At 54.6% G+C, this 19,160-nt stretch carries 16 protein-coding genes and 1 tRNA gene; 12 read left to right on the forward strand and 5 right to left on the reverse strand.

Annotated features, from left to right (window positions below; translation table 11 throughout):
* Nucleotides 1-17 precede the first annotated feature (17 nt).
* Nucleotides 18-94 (forward strand) — tRNA-Pro (locus IB246_RS21875).
* Between the two features lie 687 nt (nt 95-781).
* Here the strand turns inward: IB246_RS21875 and pseH are convergent.
* Together pseH and IB246_RS21885 are read right to left on the reverse strand one after the other, a co-directional pair.
* Nucleotides 782-1,336, reverse strand: coding sequence for a UDP-4-amino-4,6-dideoxy-N-acetyl-beta-L-altrosamine N-acetyltransferase (gene pseH, locus IB246_RS21880; RefSeq protein WP_008037525.1), 555 nt, complete (start codon nt 1,334-1,336; stop codon nt 782-784).
* 176 nt (nt 1,337-1,512) lie between these two features.
* On the reverse strand, nt 1,513-3,192 hold the full coding sequence (locus IB246_RS21885) for a methyl-accepting chemotaxis protein (protein WP_008037523.1): 1,680 nt from the start codon (nt 3,190-3,192) through the stop codon (nt 1,513-1,515).
* Nucleotides 3,193-3,697: 505 nt separating this feature from the next.
* Here IB246_RS21885 and IB246_RS21890 point away from each other — a divergent pair.
* From IB246_RS21890 to IB246_RS21930, 9 genes are all read left to right on the forward strand, one after another.
* The gene (locus tag IB246_RS21890; RefSeq protein ID WP_008037521.1) at nt 3,698-4,909 is read left to right on the forward strand and encodes an MFS transporter; all 1,212 of its coding nucleotides are present in this window, start codon (nt 3,698-3,700) and stop codon (nt 4,907-4,909) included.
* Nucleotides 4,910-4,970: 61 nt separating this feature from the next.
* Nucleotides 4,971-5,888, forward strand: coding sequence for a LysR family transcriptional regulator (locus tag IB246_RS21895; RefSeq protein ID WP_008037520.1), 918 nt, complete (start codon nt 4,971-4,973; stop codon nt 5,886-5,888).
* 89 nt (nt 5,889-5,977) lie between these two features.
* Complete coding sequence (locus IB246_RS21900; protein ID WP_008037519.1) at nt 5,978-6,622, forward strand: DsbA family protein; 645 nt, start codon at nt 5,978-5,980, stop codon at nt 6,620-6,622.
* Nucleotides 6,623-6,689: 67 nt separating this feature from the next.
* On the forward strand, nt 6,690-7,409 hold the full coding sequence (locus IB246_RS21905; protein WP_008037518.1) for a TetR/AcrR family transcriptional regulator: 720 nt from the start codon (nt 6,690-6,692) through the stop codon (nt 7,407-7,409).
* A gap of 305 nt (nt 7,410-7,714) precedes the next feature.
* Complete coding sequence (locus tag IB246_RS21910) at nt 7,715-8,197, forward strand: VOC family protein (protein WP_008037517.1); 483 nt, start codon at nt 7,715-7,717, stop codon at nt 8,195-8,197.
* The gene (locus tag IB246_RS21915) at nt 8,194-9,414 is read left to right on the forward strand and encodes an FAD binding domain-containing protein (protein ID WP_008037515.1); all 1,221 of its coding nucleotides are present in this window, start codon (nt 8,194-8,196) and stop codon (nt 9,412-9,414) included. Before IB246_RS21910 ends, IB246_RS21915 begins: the two co-directional genes overlap by 4 nt.
* A 31-nt stretch (nt 9,415-9,445) precedes the next feature.
* Nucleotides 9,446-9,808, forward strand: a complete 363-nt coding sequence (locus IB246_RS21920; protein WP_008037511.1) for a DUF485 domain-containing protein — start codon at nt 9,446-9,448, stop codon at nt 9,806-9,808.
* Nucleotides 9,805-11,460 carry a cation acetate symporter gene (locus IB246_RS21925; RefSeq protein ID WP_008037510.1) on the forward strand — a complete coding sequence of 552 codons (1,656 nt, stop codon included), beginning with the start codon at nt 9,805-9,807 and terminating at the stop codon, nt 11,458-11,460. The genes IB246_RS21920 and IB246_RS21925 overlap by 4 nt, the downstream gene beginning before the upstream one ends.
* Before the next feature lie 211 nt (nt 11,461-11,671).
* Entirely contained in the window at nt 11,672-13,009 is a 1,338-nt protein-coding gene (locus tag IB246_RS21930; RefSeq protein ID WP_032832366.1) for an OprD family porin, read from the forward strand.
* A gap of 220 nt (nt 13,010-13,229) precedes the next feature.
* Here IB246_RS21930 and IB246_RS21935 read toward each other — a convergent pair whose 3' ends face one another.
* Genes IB246_RS21935 through IB246_RS21945 form a run of 3 tightly spaced genes read right to left on the reverse strand, consistent with a single transcriptional unit; the run spans nt 13,230 to nt 17,217 of the window.
* Entirely contained in the window at nt 13,230-15,485 is a 2,256-nt protein-coding gene (locus IB246_RS21935; RefSeq protein ID WP_008037508.1) for a xanthine dehydrogenase family protein molybdopterin-binding subunit, read from the reverse strand.
* Nucleotides 15,482-15,946 (reverse strand): (2Fe-2S)-binding protein, encoded by a 465-nt coding sequence (locus IB246_RS21940; protein WP_008037507.1) that lies wholly within the window; start codon nt 15,944-15,946, stop codon nt 15,482-15,484. The genes IB246_RS21935 and IB246_RS21940 overlap by 4 nt, the downstream gene beginning before the upstream one ends.
* The gene (locus tag IB246_RS21945) at nt 15,943-17,217 is read right to left on the reverse strand and encodes a c-type cytochrome (protein ID WP_008037506.1); all 1,275 of its coding nucleotides are present in this window, start codon (nt 17,215-17,217) and stop codon (nt 15,943-15,945) included. Before IB246_RS21945 ends, IB246_RS21940 begins: the two co-directional genes overlap by 4 nt.
* A 244-nt stretch (nt 17,218-17,461) precedes the next feature.
* On the opposite strand from IB246_RS21945, the gene IB246_RS21950 reads away from it, so the two are divergent.
* Both IB246_RS21950 and IB246_RS21955 read left to right on the forward strand, forming a co-directional pair.
* Nucleotides 17,462-18,379 (forward strand): LysR family transcriptional regulator, encoded by a 918-nt coding sequence (locus IB246_RS21950; RefSeq protein WP_008037504.1) that lies wholly within the window; start codon nt 17,462-17,464, stop codon nt 18,377-18,379.
* Nucleotides 18,380-18,491: 112 nt separating this feature from the next.
* Nucleotides 18,492-19,136 carry a DsbA family oxidoreductase gene (locus IB246_RS21955; protein WP_008037502.1) on the forward strand — a complete coding sequence of 215 codons (645 nt, stop codon included), beginning with the start codon at nt 18,492-18,494 and terminating at the stop codon, nt 19,134-19,136.
* Nucleotides 19,137-19,160: the final 24 nt, after the last annotated feature.

A 19,160-nucleotide genomic window follows, 5' to 3' on the forward strand; every position in this document is an offset into this window, starting at 1 on the left:
CGAGTTTCACGCCTAGTCGGGGCGTAGCGCAGTCCGGTAGCGCACTAGCATGGGGTGCTAGGGGTCGAGTGTTCGAATCACTCCGTCCCGACCATTATTCCTGAGCAAAATCAGACACTTAAGCCGATCAGATGGATCAGCTTTTTTGTGTCTGCGCAAAACTACCCGGTGAACTCTCGGATATTCAGGTCCGGAATTGCCGCGGCCCAGACGACTCCCTCGTGGTCCCGCTGGTAGTTTTTGGTCATGCCCTCGTTCGCATGCCCCGCAATTTTCTGCCCATCCTTTCTGGTTTTCTTCTACAGGTGCAGTGACAGTGCTGCATTGGTTACAGGGTTTGGCATGGCAATAGAATTCCTCGCCCGCCGTTCATCGGCATAATGTGAGTCGTAAGGTTTTGGCTTGCAGTTGGACGAATTCGGCGGGGGCGCTGACGGTGGGTATCAGGGTATAGCTGATATACGAAGAAGGCCTGCTCGAATAAGGTCCAGTAGTTCGCCCTGCCAGCTGTTTCAGAGAAATGCTGAGTGGCCGCAACTGGTCAGGGTGGGCTTACTTCTTGGTCGCGGATCCTTGTGGCAGTACATGTAGGCGAACCAGGCGAGGGCGATCATGGCGAAACCTCGCGCCGAGCCCACTGCACATACGGGCTGTCTTCAGTGTCGAAAATGCCGAGCAAGAACCACTCATATGCCGGAGGCATTTCGGGCTCCCATCCGAGGCAGTGAGCCTCACCATCAACCCAGTAGGGGTGGGCGTCCAAGTCGAACTCCCACGATTGTCATTCCTGCTTACGTAGACGCAAAATCAGCGGCTCAAGCGCGGGGCGCTTGTTTTTCCATTCTTCTTTGGTAATGCCGAGCAGTACCACGTCAATTCGGCTTCCGTTTTTCAGAATGTTCTTGCGTCTAACTCCTTCAAGTTCAAAGCCAAACTTCTGGTGCATTTTTATTACGGCAGAATTAGTTTCCAATACCTCGCAATTGAGCTTTTCCAGGCATGCGTCATTGAATGCATAGTCAAGCATCCAAAACTCTACAATGCTTCCTATGCCTTTTCCTTGATGTTCAGTGTCTAGATAGAACGCCCAATCGGCTGTTTGTTGAGCTGCATTTATGGCGTTGAGTGAAACGACACCGATGGACTGCTCATTCCTCATGGCCACGAACACCGCTTGGCGCTTGTTTCCTTCCAAAGAACGCAACCAATCCTCGTGCTCCTCTTCGGTGATTTCGTGGGAGGTGTACATGTTATTTCGGACATCCTCCTGGTTTCGGAGAGTGCGCACATGTGCTTGAACAGAGGGGCTGGCGTCAACTAAAGGAATAAACTGCACCGGATTACCTCACGGGGACCAGAAAACTTAAAAGGCTAACAGCTTCATAGAGAAAATACCTTTTCAAGCGACTTGGTTTGCAGAGTCACTCCGGAGCCATCAGTATCGCAAGCGTCACTTTGGTGATTTTACAGAGGACCGCATCAAGTCCGATAACTTGATGCGGTGGTTCACTACTAGATCCGAAACTGGCTAATCAAACGACCTAGGCGATTACCTAACTCACTGAGACTTCTGGAGGTTTGTGCACCATCTTTGGCGTCCCCGGCGACCACATCAGCCGCCAGGGAGATGTGAGTCATACTACGGTTTACTTCCTCGGCCACAGCGGTCTGCTCTTCGGACGCGCTGGCGATCTGAGCGTTCATGTCGTTAATTGTATAAATCAGTTGGCTGATGGCATCCAGCGACAATCCCGCCCGGTTTGCCAGTTCCCCTGTTGTTCGGCCTGTTTCGCTGGAGCGGCCCATCGTGATCATGGCATCTTGGGTGCCTTTTTGAAGCAGGCTGATCATTCCGTGGATTTCCTGGGTACTCTTTTGCGTACGGCTGGCCAGGGCTCGAACTTCGTCGGCGACCACTGCAAAACCACGACCCGCATCGCCAGCCCTTGCTGCTTCAATGGCAGCGTTCAAAGCCAATAGATTGGTTTGCTCCGCAATAGAGCGAATGACGTCAACTACACCGGCAATCAACTGCACGTCCTTGTTCAAGCTGTCCAGTGACGAGCTACTTTGTCCTATTTCCTCAATCAACGAATGAATGCTTTCGATGCTTTTGTTGACGACATCTCTTGCCTGCCCACCAACGTCGCTGGTTTCTCGTGCTGCTTGCGAAGCACCTTGGGCACTGACGGAAACCTGATGCGCAGCCGTGGACATTTCATGAATGGCTGTCGCCACTTGATCAGTCTCTTGGCGCTGACGATCCATGGCCTGCTCTGAGCGCTGTGCCTGGGCCGACATATCTTCGACCAGTGCCGTCAGTTGCCCGGTCATCTCCACGATTTGACGCACAAGGTTATGAATTTTTTCCACAAACAAGTTGAACGAGTGAGCCAAATCGCCCAACTCATCGTTACTCGAAACTGGCAGGCGGTGTGTCAGGTCGCCATCTCCAGCGGCGATGTCGTCCAGGTTCTTCTTGATGGCCAGTAAAGGTTTCACAATGCTGTTTCCTAGCCAAATGCCAATCAGCGCCACAAGGAGCAGCACGCAAACGGCGAGGAAAAGGATATACGCGGTGTACTGGCCGATTCGCTCATAGCGCTCACTGGCGATGGCCTGTACCTGAACTTCAAGATCGTCCAGATTCACTTGCGTGCCCACGATCAAGTCCCACTTCTCCAGATAAACGGTGTAACCGAGCTTGGGCGTAGGTTTCGGGCTGACGGGGGTTTGCCAGTCGTACCGGAAAAAATGTGTACCCGTCTTGGCCGCTTCAACCAGCCCTCGAATCACATACACGCCGTTGGCATCTTTGCTATCAACAAAGCTCTTGCCGATATCGGTGTTCAGGTTGGCGGAGAACACTCGAACAGACGAAGAGTCATAGCCGTAAAAATAGTTTTGTTTAGCAAAACTCAGCGTTCGCAGAATCTTCACAGCCTGATCCCGAGCGTCGGAATCCCCATTTTTGGAAGCGTCGTATATCGGCTGAATCGACGCTTGGGCAATTTCCATATAGTGCTTCAGTGAAGTTTTTCGCTCATTGATCAAGAGGTCGCGCGTCTGCTCAACCTCCTCGGATGCCAGCTTTTGCAAAACCCAAAAAGTAATGCCGCTGATCACTGCAGCCAGCAAAAGGCCAGGGATGATCGTCAGAAGGATGACTTTGCTACGAAGACTTAGCGTCACGATGAGTTTCGCCTCACTCAAGAGATTTTATTTTTATCCACCCATTTTTATCTCGGCCAAGGCTGGCTCGACGACGCATAAAAGGAGGGAAGCTTTTAGGTTGGAGCGGTTGAGCCTGGAGCGATTTAAGGCCTTCTTTTGTTAAAAACACTATTAATGATCGATCGATCAATAGTAGTCTACGCTCAGCTCAAACGGCTTGTCGATGGCCGGTGAGGACGATGGCTGAGTCACCTTCAAGCCAGGTGCTGATATTGGAGATGAGCAGGCGCGATGCAGAAAGGTGGGTGCCGGCAATGAGGTATCTCGCTCAATTGCGCGCCATTGACTCAAGAGGGGGACGTTGACTTCGCCGCGCATCTTTTGCGCAGGACGCAACGTGACGTTGCGTCCTGCCCATATTCTCTCGAGGGGGAGTGCCGCCTATTTTGTTGACCTGACAAACAGTAAAGCGAGTGACCTTTCATTGGAAAGTCACCGCTGTCGAACTTCAGGAGTCTATGGCATGGGCGTTTCTACAAGTGGTACAGCAACGACGATACAAAAAGCTTCAATGACCAGAGGGCTGGTGCTTCTGTTTGCATTTTGTTGCGGTGCCATCGTGGCCAACATCTATTACGCACAACCGATCATCAGCTTGATTGCCCCGGATATCGGTATGTCGAGTGGCCACGCGAGCCTTATTGTTTCGCTGACTCAGATTGGTTATGCACTCGGATTGTTTTTCCTGGTGCCCTTGGCGGACCTGGTCGAAAACCGCCGACTGATGATAGCGACGATCGTGATTACGATCTTCAGTCTGGTCGCCGCTGGTTTAGCCCGGCAGCCGAGCGTATTTCTTGTCGTATCGGCACTCATCGGTTTCAGCTCGGTCTCCGTGCAAATGCTTATTCCATTGGCCGCGCATCTGGCTCCGGAAGAGTCTCGCGGCCGAGTGGTTGGCGGGATCATGGGAGGCTTGCTGCTGGGGATTTTGCTTGCGCGGCCGCTGTCGAGCCTGATTGCTGATCATTTGGGCTGGCGGGCAGTGTTTATCGGGGCTGCTGCCTTGATGCTCATCATCTCCATAGTGATCGGCATGACCATGCCCAAATGGCAGCCAGCCCATCGTGCGTCGTATGGTCAACTGCTGATGTCCCTTGGACAACTGTTTTGCCGCGAACCCGTATTACGTCAGCGAGCACTTTATCAAGGGCTGATGTTTGCATCGTTCAGTTTGTTCTGGACCGCCGTACCGCTGGTGTTGAGTCGTGAGTTCGGCCTCACGCAAAGTCAGATTGCGATGTTTTCTCTGGTCGGCGCCATTGGTGCAGTCGCTGCACCTATCAGTGGTCGACTCGCTGATGCAGGGCACACTCGACGAGCCTCACAGTTGGCCATGGTGCTGGGCGTGGTGAGTTTCCTTCCAGCCTTTATTAATCCCTTTTACGGTGTGATTGGTTTGGCTGTCACCGGTGTTGCGCTGGACTTTGCTGTGCAGATGAACATGGTGCTTGGCCAACGAGCCGTCTACGCCTTGGGCACCGCCAACAGAGGCCGCCTGAATGCGTTGTACATGATCAGTATCTTCGTTGGCGGTGCAATCGGTTCCTCGGTGGCCAGTTCGCTTTATGAACATGCCAGCTGGTTGGCGATTGCAGCGGTGGGAAGCGCCTTGTCGCTGGTCGCTCTGATCGCCTTCTCGATTGTTTCTCGTCGAGCCGGGCAGGTTCACTGAGTCGATCGGTCGCTGGAACGCGCAATGCCCAAGATGAGAACGGGGAGAGTCGAGGAGTGTCATGGACAAGTTGCTCGCATTGAAAATGTTCGTCCAGGCTGTGGATTCGAAGGGCTTTTCTTCCGCCGCTCGACAGTTGGGCCTGGCGACGTCTTCCGTGACCCGGATGATCGATGGGCTTGAGGCTGAGCTGGGCGCTGTCCTGCTTAACCGTTCCACGCGGCAAATCTCATTGTCAGATGCCGGGGCCGCCTACTACTTGAAAGCGCGGGAGGTGTTGAACGCTGTAGCCGAAGCGGATGCCTCGGTCACAGACCGTGGGGAAGTCCCGGCAGGGCATCTTCGTATTTCTGTACCCGTGGCGCTGGGACGTCGTCTGATTGCGCCGCATATCGCCGCGCTTTTGAAGCGTTACCCGCAACTCGTGTTGGACATGACGCTTTCTGACGACATTGTTGAGTTGTTGGGTGAGCGCGTCGATCTATCGATCCGGTTGGGCTCCGCAGCAGCAATGGACGGTGTAGTCAGTCGTCCTGTCGGTCATTTCAGCCGTAGGGTGGTTGCCAGTTCCGAGTACCTGAATGCGCATGGTTTCCCCGAACATCCTATGGACCTCATGCAACACGAATGCATGCGCTTTAGTTATGGCCAAAAGCAACAGGTTTGGAGTTTCTTAAAGTCCGGTGAGAAGACTCGAGTGCCTATTGAAGGCCGCTTTAAAAGCAACAATGCGGAGGTTTTGCGCGAGGTCGCGCTGGCGGGCGGAGGGGTGGCTCTTTTACCTGATTGGCTCGTCAACGATGATATTGGTAGCGGTCACCTGACGTCATTGTTCGAGTCTTTTGTTGTCAATCCGAACGACGCGAGTTCGGTTATCTCTGCGCTGTATCTCCCCAATCATCGCGGCTCCAGGCGCGTCAATGCATTTATCGATTTCATCAGCGAGTTGCTCGGGCCTGAGGGCTTGCCAGTGAGCTGATCTCGTTACCGTTGCTTAATTTAAAGCGTTGGATTTCGACGTAATGGACCACTTTCGCTGTGTAGATACAGCAGATCCGGGAGGCTTGAATGAGCGCCGCAACATTGCATTACGTCTACGATCCGTTCTGTGGCTGGTGCTATGGAGCGGCACCAATGATCACGGCGGCCACCACGATTCCTGGCCTGGAAATTCAGGCTCATGGTGTAGGCATGTTATCGGGAGACAAAAGCAAGTTTGTGTCGGGTGAGTGGCGCGATTTTGTTCGTCCTCACGAAGCTCGGATTACCGCGTTCAGCAAACAAACCTTCGCAGACGCTTACGTCCAGGGCGTACTCGACCATGAAAACGTTTACCTGGACTCTTCACCGCCCATTGCAGCCATGATGACGGCTCAACAGCTGTCAGGACGCGGCATTGAAATGCTCAAGCGTTTGCAAGTCGCGTACTACCAGGAGGGACGGGCCATTGCTGACCGTGGGGTGATTGCCGACATTGCCGGCGAGCTTGGCTTTGAATCAGATACGTTTATGGCGGCTTTTGATTCGGTCACCGCAGAGTCATTGCAGGATCATCTTGAGCGCAGCAACGGGATGCTGGAAGCCCTGAATGCGCGTGGCTTTCCAGCATTTGCGCTGGAAATCGATGGTGAGATGGAAGTGTTGGCCATGGGGCATTATTTAAGTCGACCCACATTGTTCAAGACGGATATTGAAAGCCGCCTGGCCAAATAGGTGTGGTTCATAGCCAGCACATTCTTTTGTTTTGTATGATGCCTGAATGAAGCTCTAGTGAGGCGTTATGCAAGACTCAAAAAATGTGGACGAGAACGAGCCAGGCAAGTCAAAGGACTCCGCAAGCCTCGTCAAATCGACAACTCGACGCCTTTCGCCAGAGGTCAGGGAAAAGCAGATTGTGCAGAAAGCCATCGAGCATTTTGCGACGTGCGGATTCTCGGGGAGCACCCGTGAGCTGGCGCGACAACTTGATATTACCCAGCCTTTACTCTATCGATATTTCCCTAGCAAAGAGGCGCTGATAGATCGCGTGTACGACGAGGTGTACCAGTGGGATTCCTCGTGGGAAGCGATGATCAAGGATCGCTCGGAACCCCTTCAGTCTCGTCTGGTTCGTTTCTATACCTCATACGCAGGGGTGATTCTGCGGCGGGAATGGATTCGTATCTTCGTTTTCGCCGGGCTGACACGTGAAGGTATCAACGATCGGTATCTCGCCAAATTGCGTGAGCGAGTCTTCATTCCTGTCATCGCAGAGATTCGCCATGCTCATGGATTGGCACCCTCCTCAGGTGAAACGATCAATGACAAAGAGCTGGAATTGATCTGGAGTTTGCATGCCAGCATTTTCTATATCGGCGTGCGCAAATGGATTTACGATCTTCCAGTAACGGAGGACATTGATGCGCTGATCGAGCAGATGGTCGATGCATTCCTTAACGGCAGTCCCCACGTATTGCAACAAGTCGATAACGACCTCGGCGAGAAGCCTAGCTTGAATTGACCGGCTTCAATTTGAGTTGGTTTTTCTGCTTTACCCGCCCGCTGATCTTTTGCTTTGCCTCTCTTTTTTGTCGACCACTCATCACCTGTTTCAGTCTTCAGCTGATCAGGTGGTAGGGGGCGTACGCTTGTCATTTTGCCCTGAAAAGCCCTTTCCCAACGCTTGAAACCCGCTTCCCCTTTGCGTCGCCATGACGTGGTCCAGGCCAGTCCTCAAAAATTTGCCCCATCGGCTATTTACTTCAATTTCGTCAGGACGTATTGTTTATCGAGTGATAAATAAATACAAAAAACGTTGGAGGCACCATGCAAGTCCTGAAGCTCGCTCATTACTCGATCCGGTCGTTCGACCTGGAGAAGTCCAGCCGATTTTATGAAAGGGTGCTCGGTTTTACCCCTGGCTATCGGCCGCCGTTCGATTTTCCTGGCGTTTGGTTGTACATGGGAGGAGATGAGGAGGACTTTGGCACGGTCCACATTATCGGGATTGACCCTTCCAACCCCGAAGGTCTGAAGAACTACCTCGGCGATAAAGAAATCCCGCTGACAGGCACTGGAACCGTTGACCACATTGCCTTTCTGGTAACTGGCCTGGTTGCATTCTGGAGCGTCTTCAAGGCCGAAGGCATTGCCTGGCGTGATCGCACCGTTCCGAGCCTCGGCCTGCATCAGGTTTTCATCGAAGATCCGTCAGGTGTCACCATCGAGCTCAATTTTCCAGCCTCCGAGATTGAAGCGGTTGGTTCTTACGCCTCCCATGTAGCTGCCACTGCGGGAGAGCGGCCATGATCAATACGTTGAATAAACCCCGCGCTATTGTCGTGGGTGGTTCGCTGGGTGGCCTGTTTGCAGCAAATATGCTGTTACGCAAAGGTTGGGATGTTGAAGTTTTCGAGCGTGTTCCGGATGAACTCGCTGGACGAGGCGCCGGGATCGTTACCCACCCTGAATTGTTCGAGGCGATGGCCGCTGCGGGAATTCCCCTCGATGCATCTGTCGGTATCAATGTGCTTTCGCGTGTCACGTTGGCCCAGGATGGCGATGTGGTACTTGAAAACGCGCTCCCACAGACGTTGACCGCGTGGGGGAAAATGTACCAGGTTCTTCGCGCCGCATTTCCGGACTCGCTGTACCGCTGCGGTGGTAGCGTCATCTCGGTTGAAAGCACTGACACGCATGCCAGCGTCACGTTGGCCGATGGCACAACTCATCAAGCGGACGTCATTATTGCCGCTGATGGATTTCGGTCGACAATCCGCCAGCATTTTTTACCTGACGTACACCTGCAATACGCTGGATATATCGCATGGCGTGGGTTAGTCGATGAAAGTGCTCTATCGGACTCTGCCCACGCAGCGCTATTCGATAAATTCGCTTTTTGTTTGCCACCACACGAGCAGATCCTGGGGTATCCAGTTGCCGGGCACTCCAACAGCACTCTTGTAGGCGAACGCCGTTATAACTTCGTGTGGTACCGCACCAGTGACGACGACGATTTGCGCGATTTGTTGAGGGACGAAAGCGGGAAACAATTTGAAGGTGGAATTCCTCCGGCGCTGATACGCCGTGATGTGCTCGACACTATGTACCAGTCTGCAGAGACATTACTTGCCCCGCAGTTCGCCGAAGTTGTAAAGAAAGCCGCGCAACCTTTATTCCAGCCAATTTACGACCTGGAAGTACCGAAGATGAATTTCGGGCGTGTCGCTTTGCTCGGCGACGCGGCATTTGTGGCGCGTCCCCATTGCGGAATGGGTGTTACCAAGGCCGCCGGTGATGCGTTGGCAATCGTCGAAGCACTTGAGCGACATGCATCCGTTGAAGAGGCACTGGCGGACTATAGCGAGCAACGCTGTCGTTTCGGGGCGTCGATTGTTCAGCATGCCAGGCATTTGGGTGCATATATGCAGGCGCAACTGAAAAGCGAGGAAGAGCGCGAAATGGCTGAGTTGTACCGAACCCCGGAAGCCGTAATGCGCGAGACAGCGGTGCCCGTGAAGTTTTAATACAGCCAAAAGCCCTTTGCAGGAGACAACCATGGAACATGCATATCCGCAAGACGGTGGCTCGGCCCTGTCCGCTGAACAGGTTGATAACGCTATTCAAAACCCGATTCTCGAAAATCCGGAGTTTCGTGCTTTGGTAAAACAGCGACGGATATTTTCGTGGAGTATGACTGCCCTGATGCTGGCAGTTTATTTCGGATTTATTCTTTCTCTAGCCTTTATACCGGCCCGTTTGGGTACACCTATCATCGAAGGGCAACCGATGACATGGGGCGTGCCAATTGGCTTTGGAATGCTCGCCTTCACGATTCTTCTCGTTGCTGTCTACGTATGGCGAACTAATACCTGCTACGACCCTAAAATAAAAACAATCATCAGGAGCTTCAACAAATGAAGCGTCTACTTATTGCAGTCTCAGCCATCCTGGCGTCGGTAGCGGTATACGCTGCCGACGCTCCAAGCACAGTCCACAAACATAACCCCATTGCCATCGGCATGTTTCTAGCGTTTGTTATTTTTACTCTGTTTGTCACACGATGGGCCGCACGCAAAAACAATAGTGTTGCCGATCACTATGCCGCAGGCGGAAAAATTACCGGCTTCCAAAATGGTTGGGCCATCGCCGGAGACTATATGTCCGCGGCGTCTTTGCTGGGTATCTCCGCGTTGGTGTTTACCAGCGGTTTTGATGGACTGATCTACTCAATCGGTTTCCTTGCAAGCTGGCCGATCATTCTGTTCCTGATTGCCGAACCATTACGCAATCTAGGTCGCTACACGCTGGCGGACGTACTGTCCTATCGCCTGAAACAACGGCCCATACGAGCGTTTGCGGCGTCCAGTTCGATCGTGATCGTTCTGCTTTATCTGGTTTCTCAGCTGGTAGGCGCTGGAAAGCTGGTGGAGTTGCTGTTCGGTTTCGATTACACCGCCGCTGTGCTTCTCGTCGGTACGCTAATGGTCATCTATGTTTTCTTTGGCGGGATGCTGGCAACCACCTGGATTCAGATCATCAAGGCAGTCTTACTGCTGACTGGCTGTGTCTTCATGGCTTTCATGGTCTTGTCCGAATTCGGATTCAGCCTGAACCAGCTGTTCACTCAAGCTACCCAAGTGCATCCATCCCATGTAGCAATCATGAGTCCAGGAGGGCTGATTACTGACCCGGTATCTGCGATTTCCCTGGGGCTGGCATTAGTCTTCGGTACGGCAGGTCTTCCACATATTCTCATGCGGTTCTTCACCGTCGGTAACGTCAAGGCTGCGCGCCAAAGTATTCTTTATGCCACCGGTCTTGTCGGCATAGGGTACGCACTGATCGTCATCATCGGTTTCGGCACCATCGCCCTGGTTGCCAGCAATCCCGCCTATCATGATGCGTCAGGTGGAATATTGGGTGGCGTTAATATGGTTGCGATTCACCTCGCACATAACGTCGGCGGCAATGTCTTCCTCGGGTTTATGTGTGCGGTATCGTTCTCGACAATATTGGCAGTAGTGGCAGGGTTGACCCTTGCAGGCTCGTCTGCCGTTTCTCATGATCTTTATGCACATGCCTTGCGCCGTGGTACCGCAAGCGACCGTGAAGAAATGCGCGTCTCTCGTGTTACAACCATCGTGCTGGGTGTGTTGTCGATTCTGCTGGCGATTGCTTTCGAGAAACAGAACATCGCATTTATTGTGAGCTTAACGTTCTCCATCGCCGCAAGTTCCAATTTTCCAGTGCTGTTGTTGTCGATTTACTGGAAGGGTTTAACGACGCGTGGTGCCGTGATTGGCGGATCGTTGGGGCTGGTGTCTGCAATTACCCTGTGCATTCTCAGTCCTACTGTTTGGGTCAAGATTCTCCATCATCAGCAAGCCTGGTTCCCGTATGAATACCCGGCCCTGTTCTCAATGGCTGTCGCATTTATCGGTATTTTCTGGTTCTCCATTACTGATCGTTCCGCCAGCGCCGTAGTTGAACGCAGTCGATTCGAAAATCAGTTGGTCGATACGGAGCTGGGTACGCCGGCAACATGGAAGGCGCAACTTAAAGCTGATTAAGTCAGGTGATGGCTGTCTGCATTAAATAACTACAAGTTTCTGCATGAACGTGTAGCTCCTGCAACGCTGGTCGCGAGAAGTTGATTTTTAATAAGCGAACTATGGTTTGGCTGTGTGCTTCTCGCGCACCATAAGCTGTCGGAATACCTACGTCTGGAAAGTCGCTTAATAGTTCATACAAAAATAACAAATTAAACTTGGGTGAAAATAAATGAAGTGTACTTTTGCTGTTGCGGCAGCCATGTGTGTATTGGCGCAGCAAGCCCATGCGGCTGGTTTTGTCGATGATAGTAAGGCTGCGATTAAACTGCGTAACTTCTATATCAATAGCGATTACCGAGACTCGGCAACACCCGCTCAGAAAGCAGCCAACCAGAGTTATCAAGCGGAGTGGGGGCAAGCCTTTCAACTCGAGTTCATCTCGGGCTATACCCCGGGGCCTGTAGGTTTTGGTGTTGATGCGTTGGGCATGCTGGGCGTCAGGCTGGATTCAAGCGCCGGTAAACATGGCAATCCGACGGGCACGAACTACGGTGGCGTGGTATTTCCAAGTGACGGCGACCATGCGGTTGACGATTTCTCCAACTTGGGGCTGACCGGGAAAATGAAAATATCCAAGACCGAACTGAAGCTTGGAACTCTGGTCCCAAAACTGCCGGTGATCTTCAGCAATGACGGGCGTTTGTTGCCTCAAACCTGGCAAGGAACCCAGGTTTCTTCGGCCGACATCAAAGACCTGACCTTGATCGGCGGGCAAATTGAAGAGGTGAAGGGGCGCAACTCCAGCAACAATGAAAATATGTCCATCGCAGGCGCCAATAATGCGGTCACTGGCCGCTTCAGTAATAAATTCATTTACGCCGGTGGCGATTACAAGCTGACTAAAGATCTAACCTTGCAGTACTACTACGGTAATCTCAAAGATTTTTATAAGCAGAATTTTCTCGGCCTGATTCACAACTGGGCAATCGGGCCAGGTGTGCTGACCAGTGATGTTCGATACTTTAATAGCAAGGATGATGGTGCAAACGGCCATGATCCTGCGTATTTTACGACGGGCTACTATGGCGGTAACACGCTGAAAGGAAAAGTCGATAACGATTTGTACAGTGGGTTGTTTACCTACGCGGTTGCGGGTCACACTTTCGGAGCAGGCTATGAGGTCAGTGATGGGAAAAGTGACTTCCCTTATTTAAACCAGGGGGACGGCCCCACCACCTACACCATCACGGAAATGCAGGTTCAGAAGTTTGTTCGTGCTGGCGAGAAGTCGTGGCAAGCCCGTTACTCTTTTGACTTCGCAAAACTGGGTCTGCCTGGTGCGACGGCAGGTGTTGTGTATGTTAAAGGTAATGATATCAATACTGTCGCATCTAGCAATTCCAGCGAATGGGAACGTGATATTACGCTCGCCTATGTCGTGCAATCAGGCCCCTTCAAAGGCTTGGGCGTCATGTGGAAAAATGCAATGGTGCGGAATAATATCCCGAACGCCCGCCAACAAGACGAGAATCGCGTGATTATAAATTACCAGTTGGCATTGTTTTGATTTTTAAACGCAGGCGATAGTTTGTAGCGGAAACTATGCGGTGAGTCAGTGCTGTTGTGACTGGCCACTGTAACTGACAGGCAGCGCTTTAACAGGTGTTGCATGTACATGTCGTTCTCTTCCAACGGCATGTTTTTAAGTAGAGTAACGTTTCCCTTAGTTGGGGTAGGGCGGTGCAAGTGATCCTTCACCGCCCTTTTTTATTCTGCACGGGGGTCGTTCATGATCCCAGAGCATCCAGCCAACCACGTCGCGCCAACGGCAGATCGAGCAAGCGCTTGCCGACGGCATCACTGATGGCGTTGCCCAGCGCCGCGGCCATGGGGCCCTGGACGATTTCCGCCGCGCCGAGGAATGGCTGGCCGGGCTGATCAATCATGTGCACCTCGACCTGTTTCGGCAACTCGGGAAAACGCATGATCGGATAGCCGCTCCAGTCGAAGCTATGCATGCCGCTGGCGTCATAGAGGATTCGTTCATAGAGCGTCCAGCTGGCGGACTGTACGATGCCACCCTGGACCTGATTGAGCAGCCCATCGGGGCTGACTATTTGCCCCACATCGACGGCGGCCACCACCCGATCAATCGTCACTTGCCCGGTCTGCCGTTGCACATGCAGCTGCACGGCGATGGCGCAGTAACCCATGATGTTTTTATAGCGAGCGAAGGCGAAGCCGATTCCGCTGCCGGGGCCAGTTGCCTTTTGCGGCCAACCGAAGCTGCTGGCCACACGTTCCACCACCGCCCGTGCTCGTGGATCGCTCAAGTGATTGAGGCGAAATTGCACTGGGTCCACGGCGGCCTGCGCTGCCAGTTCATCGACAGTGCTCTCGATGGCGAACACGTTGATATGGGCGCCGAGCGAACGCATGGCCGAGGTCCTGAACGGCATGGTCAGAACGAAGTTCAGATCGACCTGCAGGTTGGGTATCTCGTACAACGGAACCGAGTTACGGTCGCCGTCACCCTCGGGCTGGGCAATAGGGATCGAAGGGGCTGGGGTGAAGGGCCTGGCCAACAGCCACGCCGGTAACAAGCGCCCGACATTGACGATACGTTCGTTGTGCGGCGTGCTCCAGAGTTCGTATTTCCAGTCCCGAAGGCGCCCGCCGTCGTCCAGTCCTGCTTCCACTTCGGCAAGCATTGCCGAGCTGTAGGGCTCCCAAAGATTTTCCTGCTCGCGCATCCATTGCACCCGTATCGGCTTGCCGGGTATGGCCATGGCGATCAGCGCGGCATCGGCTGCGGCGTCATCCGCGCCGTTATGGCCATAGCAACCGGAGCCTTCGGCGTGGATGCAACGCACCTGTGCCACCGGCAGGCCGACCATCTCGGCGATGCCCATGCGCAGAGGATAGACGCCTTGAGTGTGAGTCCAGACAGTGAGTGTTCCGTCCTGAAACCAGGCCATTGCACACGACGGCCCGATGGAGCCGTGCATGAGGTATTGCTTGGTCACCCGTGCCTTGTAGGCGCGTGGCGCAGGTTGCGCGAGGTTGCCCTTGGCACTCACCGGGTAGCGTCGCGCTGGCAACTCGGTGAGGAGTTGATGGATATGTGTTGAGTCGGGCAGCGGATTACCTTCTGTCCAGCGGGCAGAGGCGTAGCCTTCGCGCATCGCTTTGACTGCCAGCCATTCATCGGTGGCGACCACGGCGAGGTAACTGCCGTTGCGGACCAGTTTCACTACACCGGGGAGTTTTTTGAGGGCCGCCTCGTCGATGTCCAGCAGCTGACTGCCGCGCCGGGGTGGGCGTATCACACGGGCATGCAGCATGTCGGGCAGACGCATGTCTTGCACATAAGCCGCACCGCCGCTGACCTTGGCTGGAATGTCCAGTCGAGGCAATGATGTGCCGATCAGTGTGAAGCTGCTGGCAGGCTTGAAGGGCGAGCTGGCCGATGCGAAGCGATGCAGTTGAACCCCGACAACCGCTTGCACGTAGGTCATGCTGCGACCTTGCGCATCGTAGATCACGGCGTCCCGCGTGCTCAGGCTGTCGACTTTCTGCTGCCATTGCCGTGCCGCAGATTCGAGTAACAGCTGACGTACCTGGGCCGCAGCATTGAACAACGCAGTGCCGCTGTCGACGATTGTATGGCTGCCGGCGGTATAGCCTTCATTGGGCGTCAGCGCGGTGTCGGCGGTGAGAAAACGGATGAGCCCGGGCGACACTTCCAGGCGCTCGGCGGCGATCTGCAGGAGCGCCGTTTTGACTCCGGTGCCCAGCTCCACTTTGCCGGTGTAGACGGTGATGCCATCTTTCGCGTCAATGCGGATCCAGGCGTCCAGATAGGGCGTGGCCCGCAGGCTGCCCGGCAGGTCAGGTGCCAGGATTTGCGTGCCCAAGGTGTCCACTTCGGTGTCGGCGAAGGCGCGCGGAATGCCTGGAAGCATCGCGAACCCCATCACCAACGCACCATTGATCACGAACGCACGGCGGCTCAGATTGACGTTTTGCGTCGAGGATTTCATACCTTGGCCCCCTGCGCGATGACCGACTTGATAGCGGCGAGGATCCGCACATGGGTGCCGCAGCGACACAGGTTGGGTGCCATGTGGCGACGGATCGTTTCATCATCCGGATGAGGGTTGGCCTCCAACAAAGCCTGCGCCCGTACGATCATCCCCGCGATGCAATAACCGCACTGGGCCGCCTGTTCGTCGATAAAGGCCTTCTGCAACGGCCCCGGTTGGTCGGCGCTGCCCAGGCTCTCCACGGTGCGCACAGATTTTCCCGCCAGCGCGCCGCACGGTGTCAGGCATGAAAACACCGGTTTGTCGTCTACCAAAACCGTGCAAGCGCCGCACTGACCCAGGCCGCAGCCGTACTTGGCACCATTGAGCCCCACCTGGTTGCGCAAGGCATAAAGCAGCGGCATGTCTTGCGCAATGTCCAGTACATGAGTCTTGCCGTTGATGTCGAGTGTGATCACGGTTGCTGCTCCTGAGCCCGAATGCTCTTGATAGTTTTCTCCAGGTCCGTCCAGGGTCTGGTCGCGCAGCTTTCGGTGCGCAGATACTCGGCAATGGCGGCCAGATGGCTATCGTCGAGGTTGTGTGCAAAGGCCGGCATGTAGTGGCTGGGGGCGGCACTGGACATCGGGATGCCTTGCAGGATGGTTTGGATTAAATTGCGTGGTGAGTCCGCCGTTACTGCCGAAGTGCTTGCCAGAGCGGGCCTCGACTCAATGGCGCGCATCGGGGCGGCGGTGCCGTGGCAGCTCGCGCAGGCACCTTCGAATAACGAGGCGCCCAGAAGCGCCTTGGCACTGGGCTTGGCCTCAGTGGTACAGGGCGGCAACGTCGCATCCGTTGAGGTTTTTTTGAGGTCAAGAATGTACTGCGCGATGGCATGGGCATCTTCCTCCGGCATCTGCGCGATGCTCAGGCTGACCGGCAACATCGGGCCCGCTGCTGCGCCGTGTCCTTCGGCGACCTCGCCGGTCAGGTAGGCGACCAGTTGGGCTTCATTCCAGGGATGTTGCGCAGAGGCCATTCCGCGCAGGGCAGGGGCCGTCCAGCCGTCGACGATACCGCCGTTGAACAGCTCGCTGCTTTTCTCCCCGCCAATCAAATTCAGGGGCGAGTGGCAGGATGAACAGTGTCCCGCGCCCTCGACCAGATAGCGTCCACGGTTCCATTGCGCTGTTTGCCCGGGAAGTGGTTCCAGTGGATCCCCATGCAGGAACAGCAGATTCCAGAAAGACACCAGCGGACGGAAATTCATGGGAAAGACCATATGGTTTTCCGGTGCGGTGTAGTTGACCGGGTCCACGCTCATCAGGAAGGCATAGGCATCCGCAATATCTGCATCGCTCATCTTTCGGTAATGCACGTAGGGGAATGCCGGATAGAGAAAATGGCCGTCGCGCGCGATGCCTTCACGCATGGCCCGTTCAAAGGCGTCCAGCGACCACTGGCCGATACCGGTTTCCCGGTCTGGGGTTATGTTGGTGGTGAAGAGTGTTCCGAAGGGCGTTACCAGCGGCAATCCTCCCGCCATGTAAGCGCCGCCAGGTCGTGTGTGGCAGACCGCACAATCGCCCGCTTCGACGACGCGTCGGCCTCTGTCCAGGGTCTCGCGATCTGCATTTTCGGGCGGGCTGACAGTGGCGATTTCCGGCCTCCACATCATCCAGAATGCAAACCCTATCCCCACGATGCCGATTGCCAGAACGGCACCGATGATCGTCTTGCGCTTCATCGCCTTACCTCTCGAGCTCAGTTAACGACAGATTTTTCAATCCGCCGCGTGCGATTGGCGTACGGCGACTTTCTGTGGCGTGAGCTTAGAGAGGGCGGTTGTGATGGAGTACCCCATCAAGGCGCAACGCTACATTGCGCCCAGCGCAACGACGTCAGAATTAACAACCGTTAACTCGCGCCACTTGCGCGCTTGTCCAAAGATGGATCCTCAAGGAATGTACCGATGGCATTGAAGGAGTTTCATGGACAAGCTGCTCGCACTGAAAATGTTCATCCAGTCGGTAGATTCCAAGGGCTTTTCGGCGGCCGCCAGACAACTCAATCTGGCGACTTCTTCAGTGACCAGAATGATCGACAGGCTTGAGGGTGACCTCGGTACCGTGCTGCTTAATCGCTCTACCCGGCAAGTCACGTTGACGGATGCCGGGAGTGCTTATTACTTGAAAGGCCGGGATATTCTGAATGCCATGGCGGATGCTGACGAGTCGGTCTCGGATCGTGGTGAAGTGCCCGCAGGGCAGCTGCGTATTTCGGTTCCCGTGGCGTTTGGACACCGCCTCATCGCCCCTCATATCTCCACGCTTTTAGAGCGTTACCCAATGCTCATGCTGGATATGACGTTATCTGACGACATCGTCGATCTGCTCGGCGAAAGCATCGATCTATCGATCCGGATGGGGTCGCCGGCGGCGATGGAAGCTGTGGTCAGTCGCCGCATCGGCAGCTTTCGACGCCGGGTGGTCGCCAGTGCCGAGTACCTGAATGCTCGCGGACTTCCTGACCAACCCATGGACCTCATGCGATACGAGTGCATGTGCTTCAACTACGGTGCACCGCAGCAGGTCTGGACATTTACAGGCAAGGGACAAGCGATTCGCGTGCCCGTCGACGGGCAGTTCAAGAGCAACAATGCCGAGGTTTTGCGTGACGTGGTACTGGCCGGTAGCGGGGTGGCGCTTTTGCCCGATTGGCTGGTCAATGATGATATCGACAGTGGTCGATTGACGTCCTTGTTCGACGCTTTTGTCGTCAATCCGGACAGCGCAAGTTCGGCGATCTCGGCCCTGTACCTGCCCAACCACCGCGGCTCGAAACGTATCAATACGTTTATTGATTTCCTCAGTGAATTACTCGGATCGGAGTGTCAGCTCGTGAGCTGATCGCCCCACCTTTGCGTTTTGCGAAACGCAACGTTGTGCAGAAGGTGGATTCTCTGGCGGGGACCGGCCGCCTACCGTGGGGGTGTGAAAACATTCAACCACGGAGACTGCCATGAGTTTGCACTCATCCAAGATTCAGGTGACTTACGACTTCATCTGCCCATGGTGCTGGATCGGTGAAGAAAATCTCGAGCGCGCGCTTGCCGCTTCGGATTATTCAGCTGACGGCCACATTACGTTCCTGCCTTATCAGTTGAACCCGGACATGCCTGTTCAGGGCATGGATCGTAAAGCCTACCGCTCTGGCAAGTTCGGCAGCTGGGCGCGTAGCCAGGCCATGGACGCACAGGTGACCCACGCCGGCAAGGCTGTCGGTCTGGAGTTCGATTACCAACGAGTCGAAAAAACCCCCAACACCTTGGCAGGGCATCGGCTGGTATGGCGAGAGCAACTGGCGGGTAGAGACGCTTCCCTCCTGATCAAGGCCATTTTCAAGGCGTACTTCAGCGAGGGGCGGGATATCGGCGACCTCAATGTGCTGGCCGACATCGCTGCCGAAACGGGGCTGGACCGGGGGGCTGTTGTCGACTTTCTCAGCACCGAGGAAGGCACCGCTGAAGTCCTGAAGCTGGAGGCCATAACCAAGGCCTCCGGTGTGCGCTCGGTACCGAGTATTCAGATCGCAGACGACGTCATCAGTGGTGCTCAGCCCATCGAAGTAATGATCCAGATACTAAGACGAAGCCAAGCGGCTTAAGCCGTTTTTTCAATCCCTATTCAT

It is taken from the genome of Pseudomonas sp. PDM01, assembly GCF_014852325.1.
In the GTDB taxonomy this organism is placed as follows: Bacteria; Pseudomonadota; Gammaproteobacteria; order Pseudomonadales; family Pseudomonadaceae; genus Aquipseudomonas; species Aquipseudomonas migulae.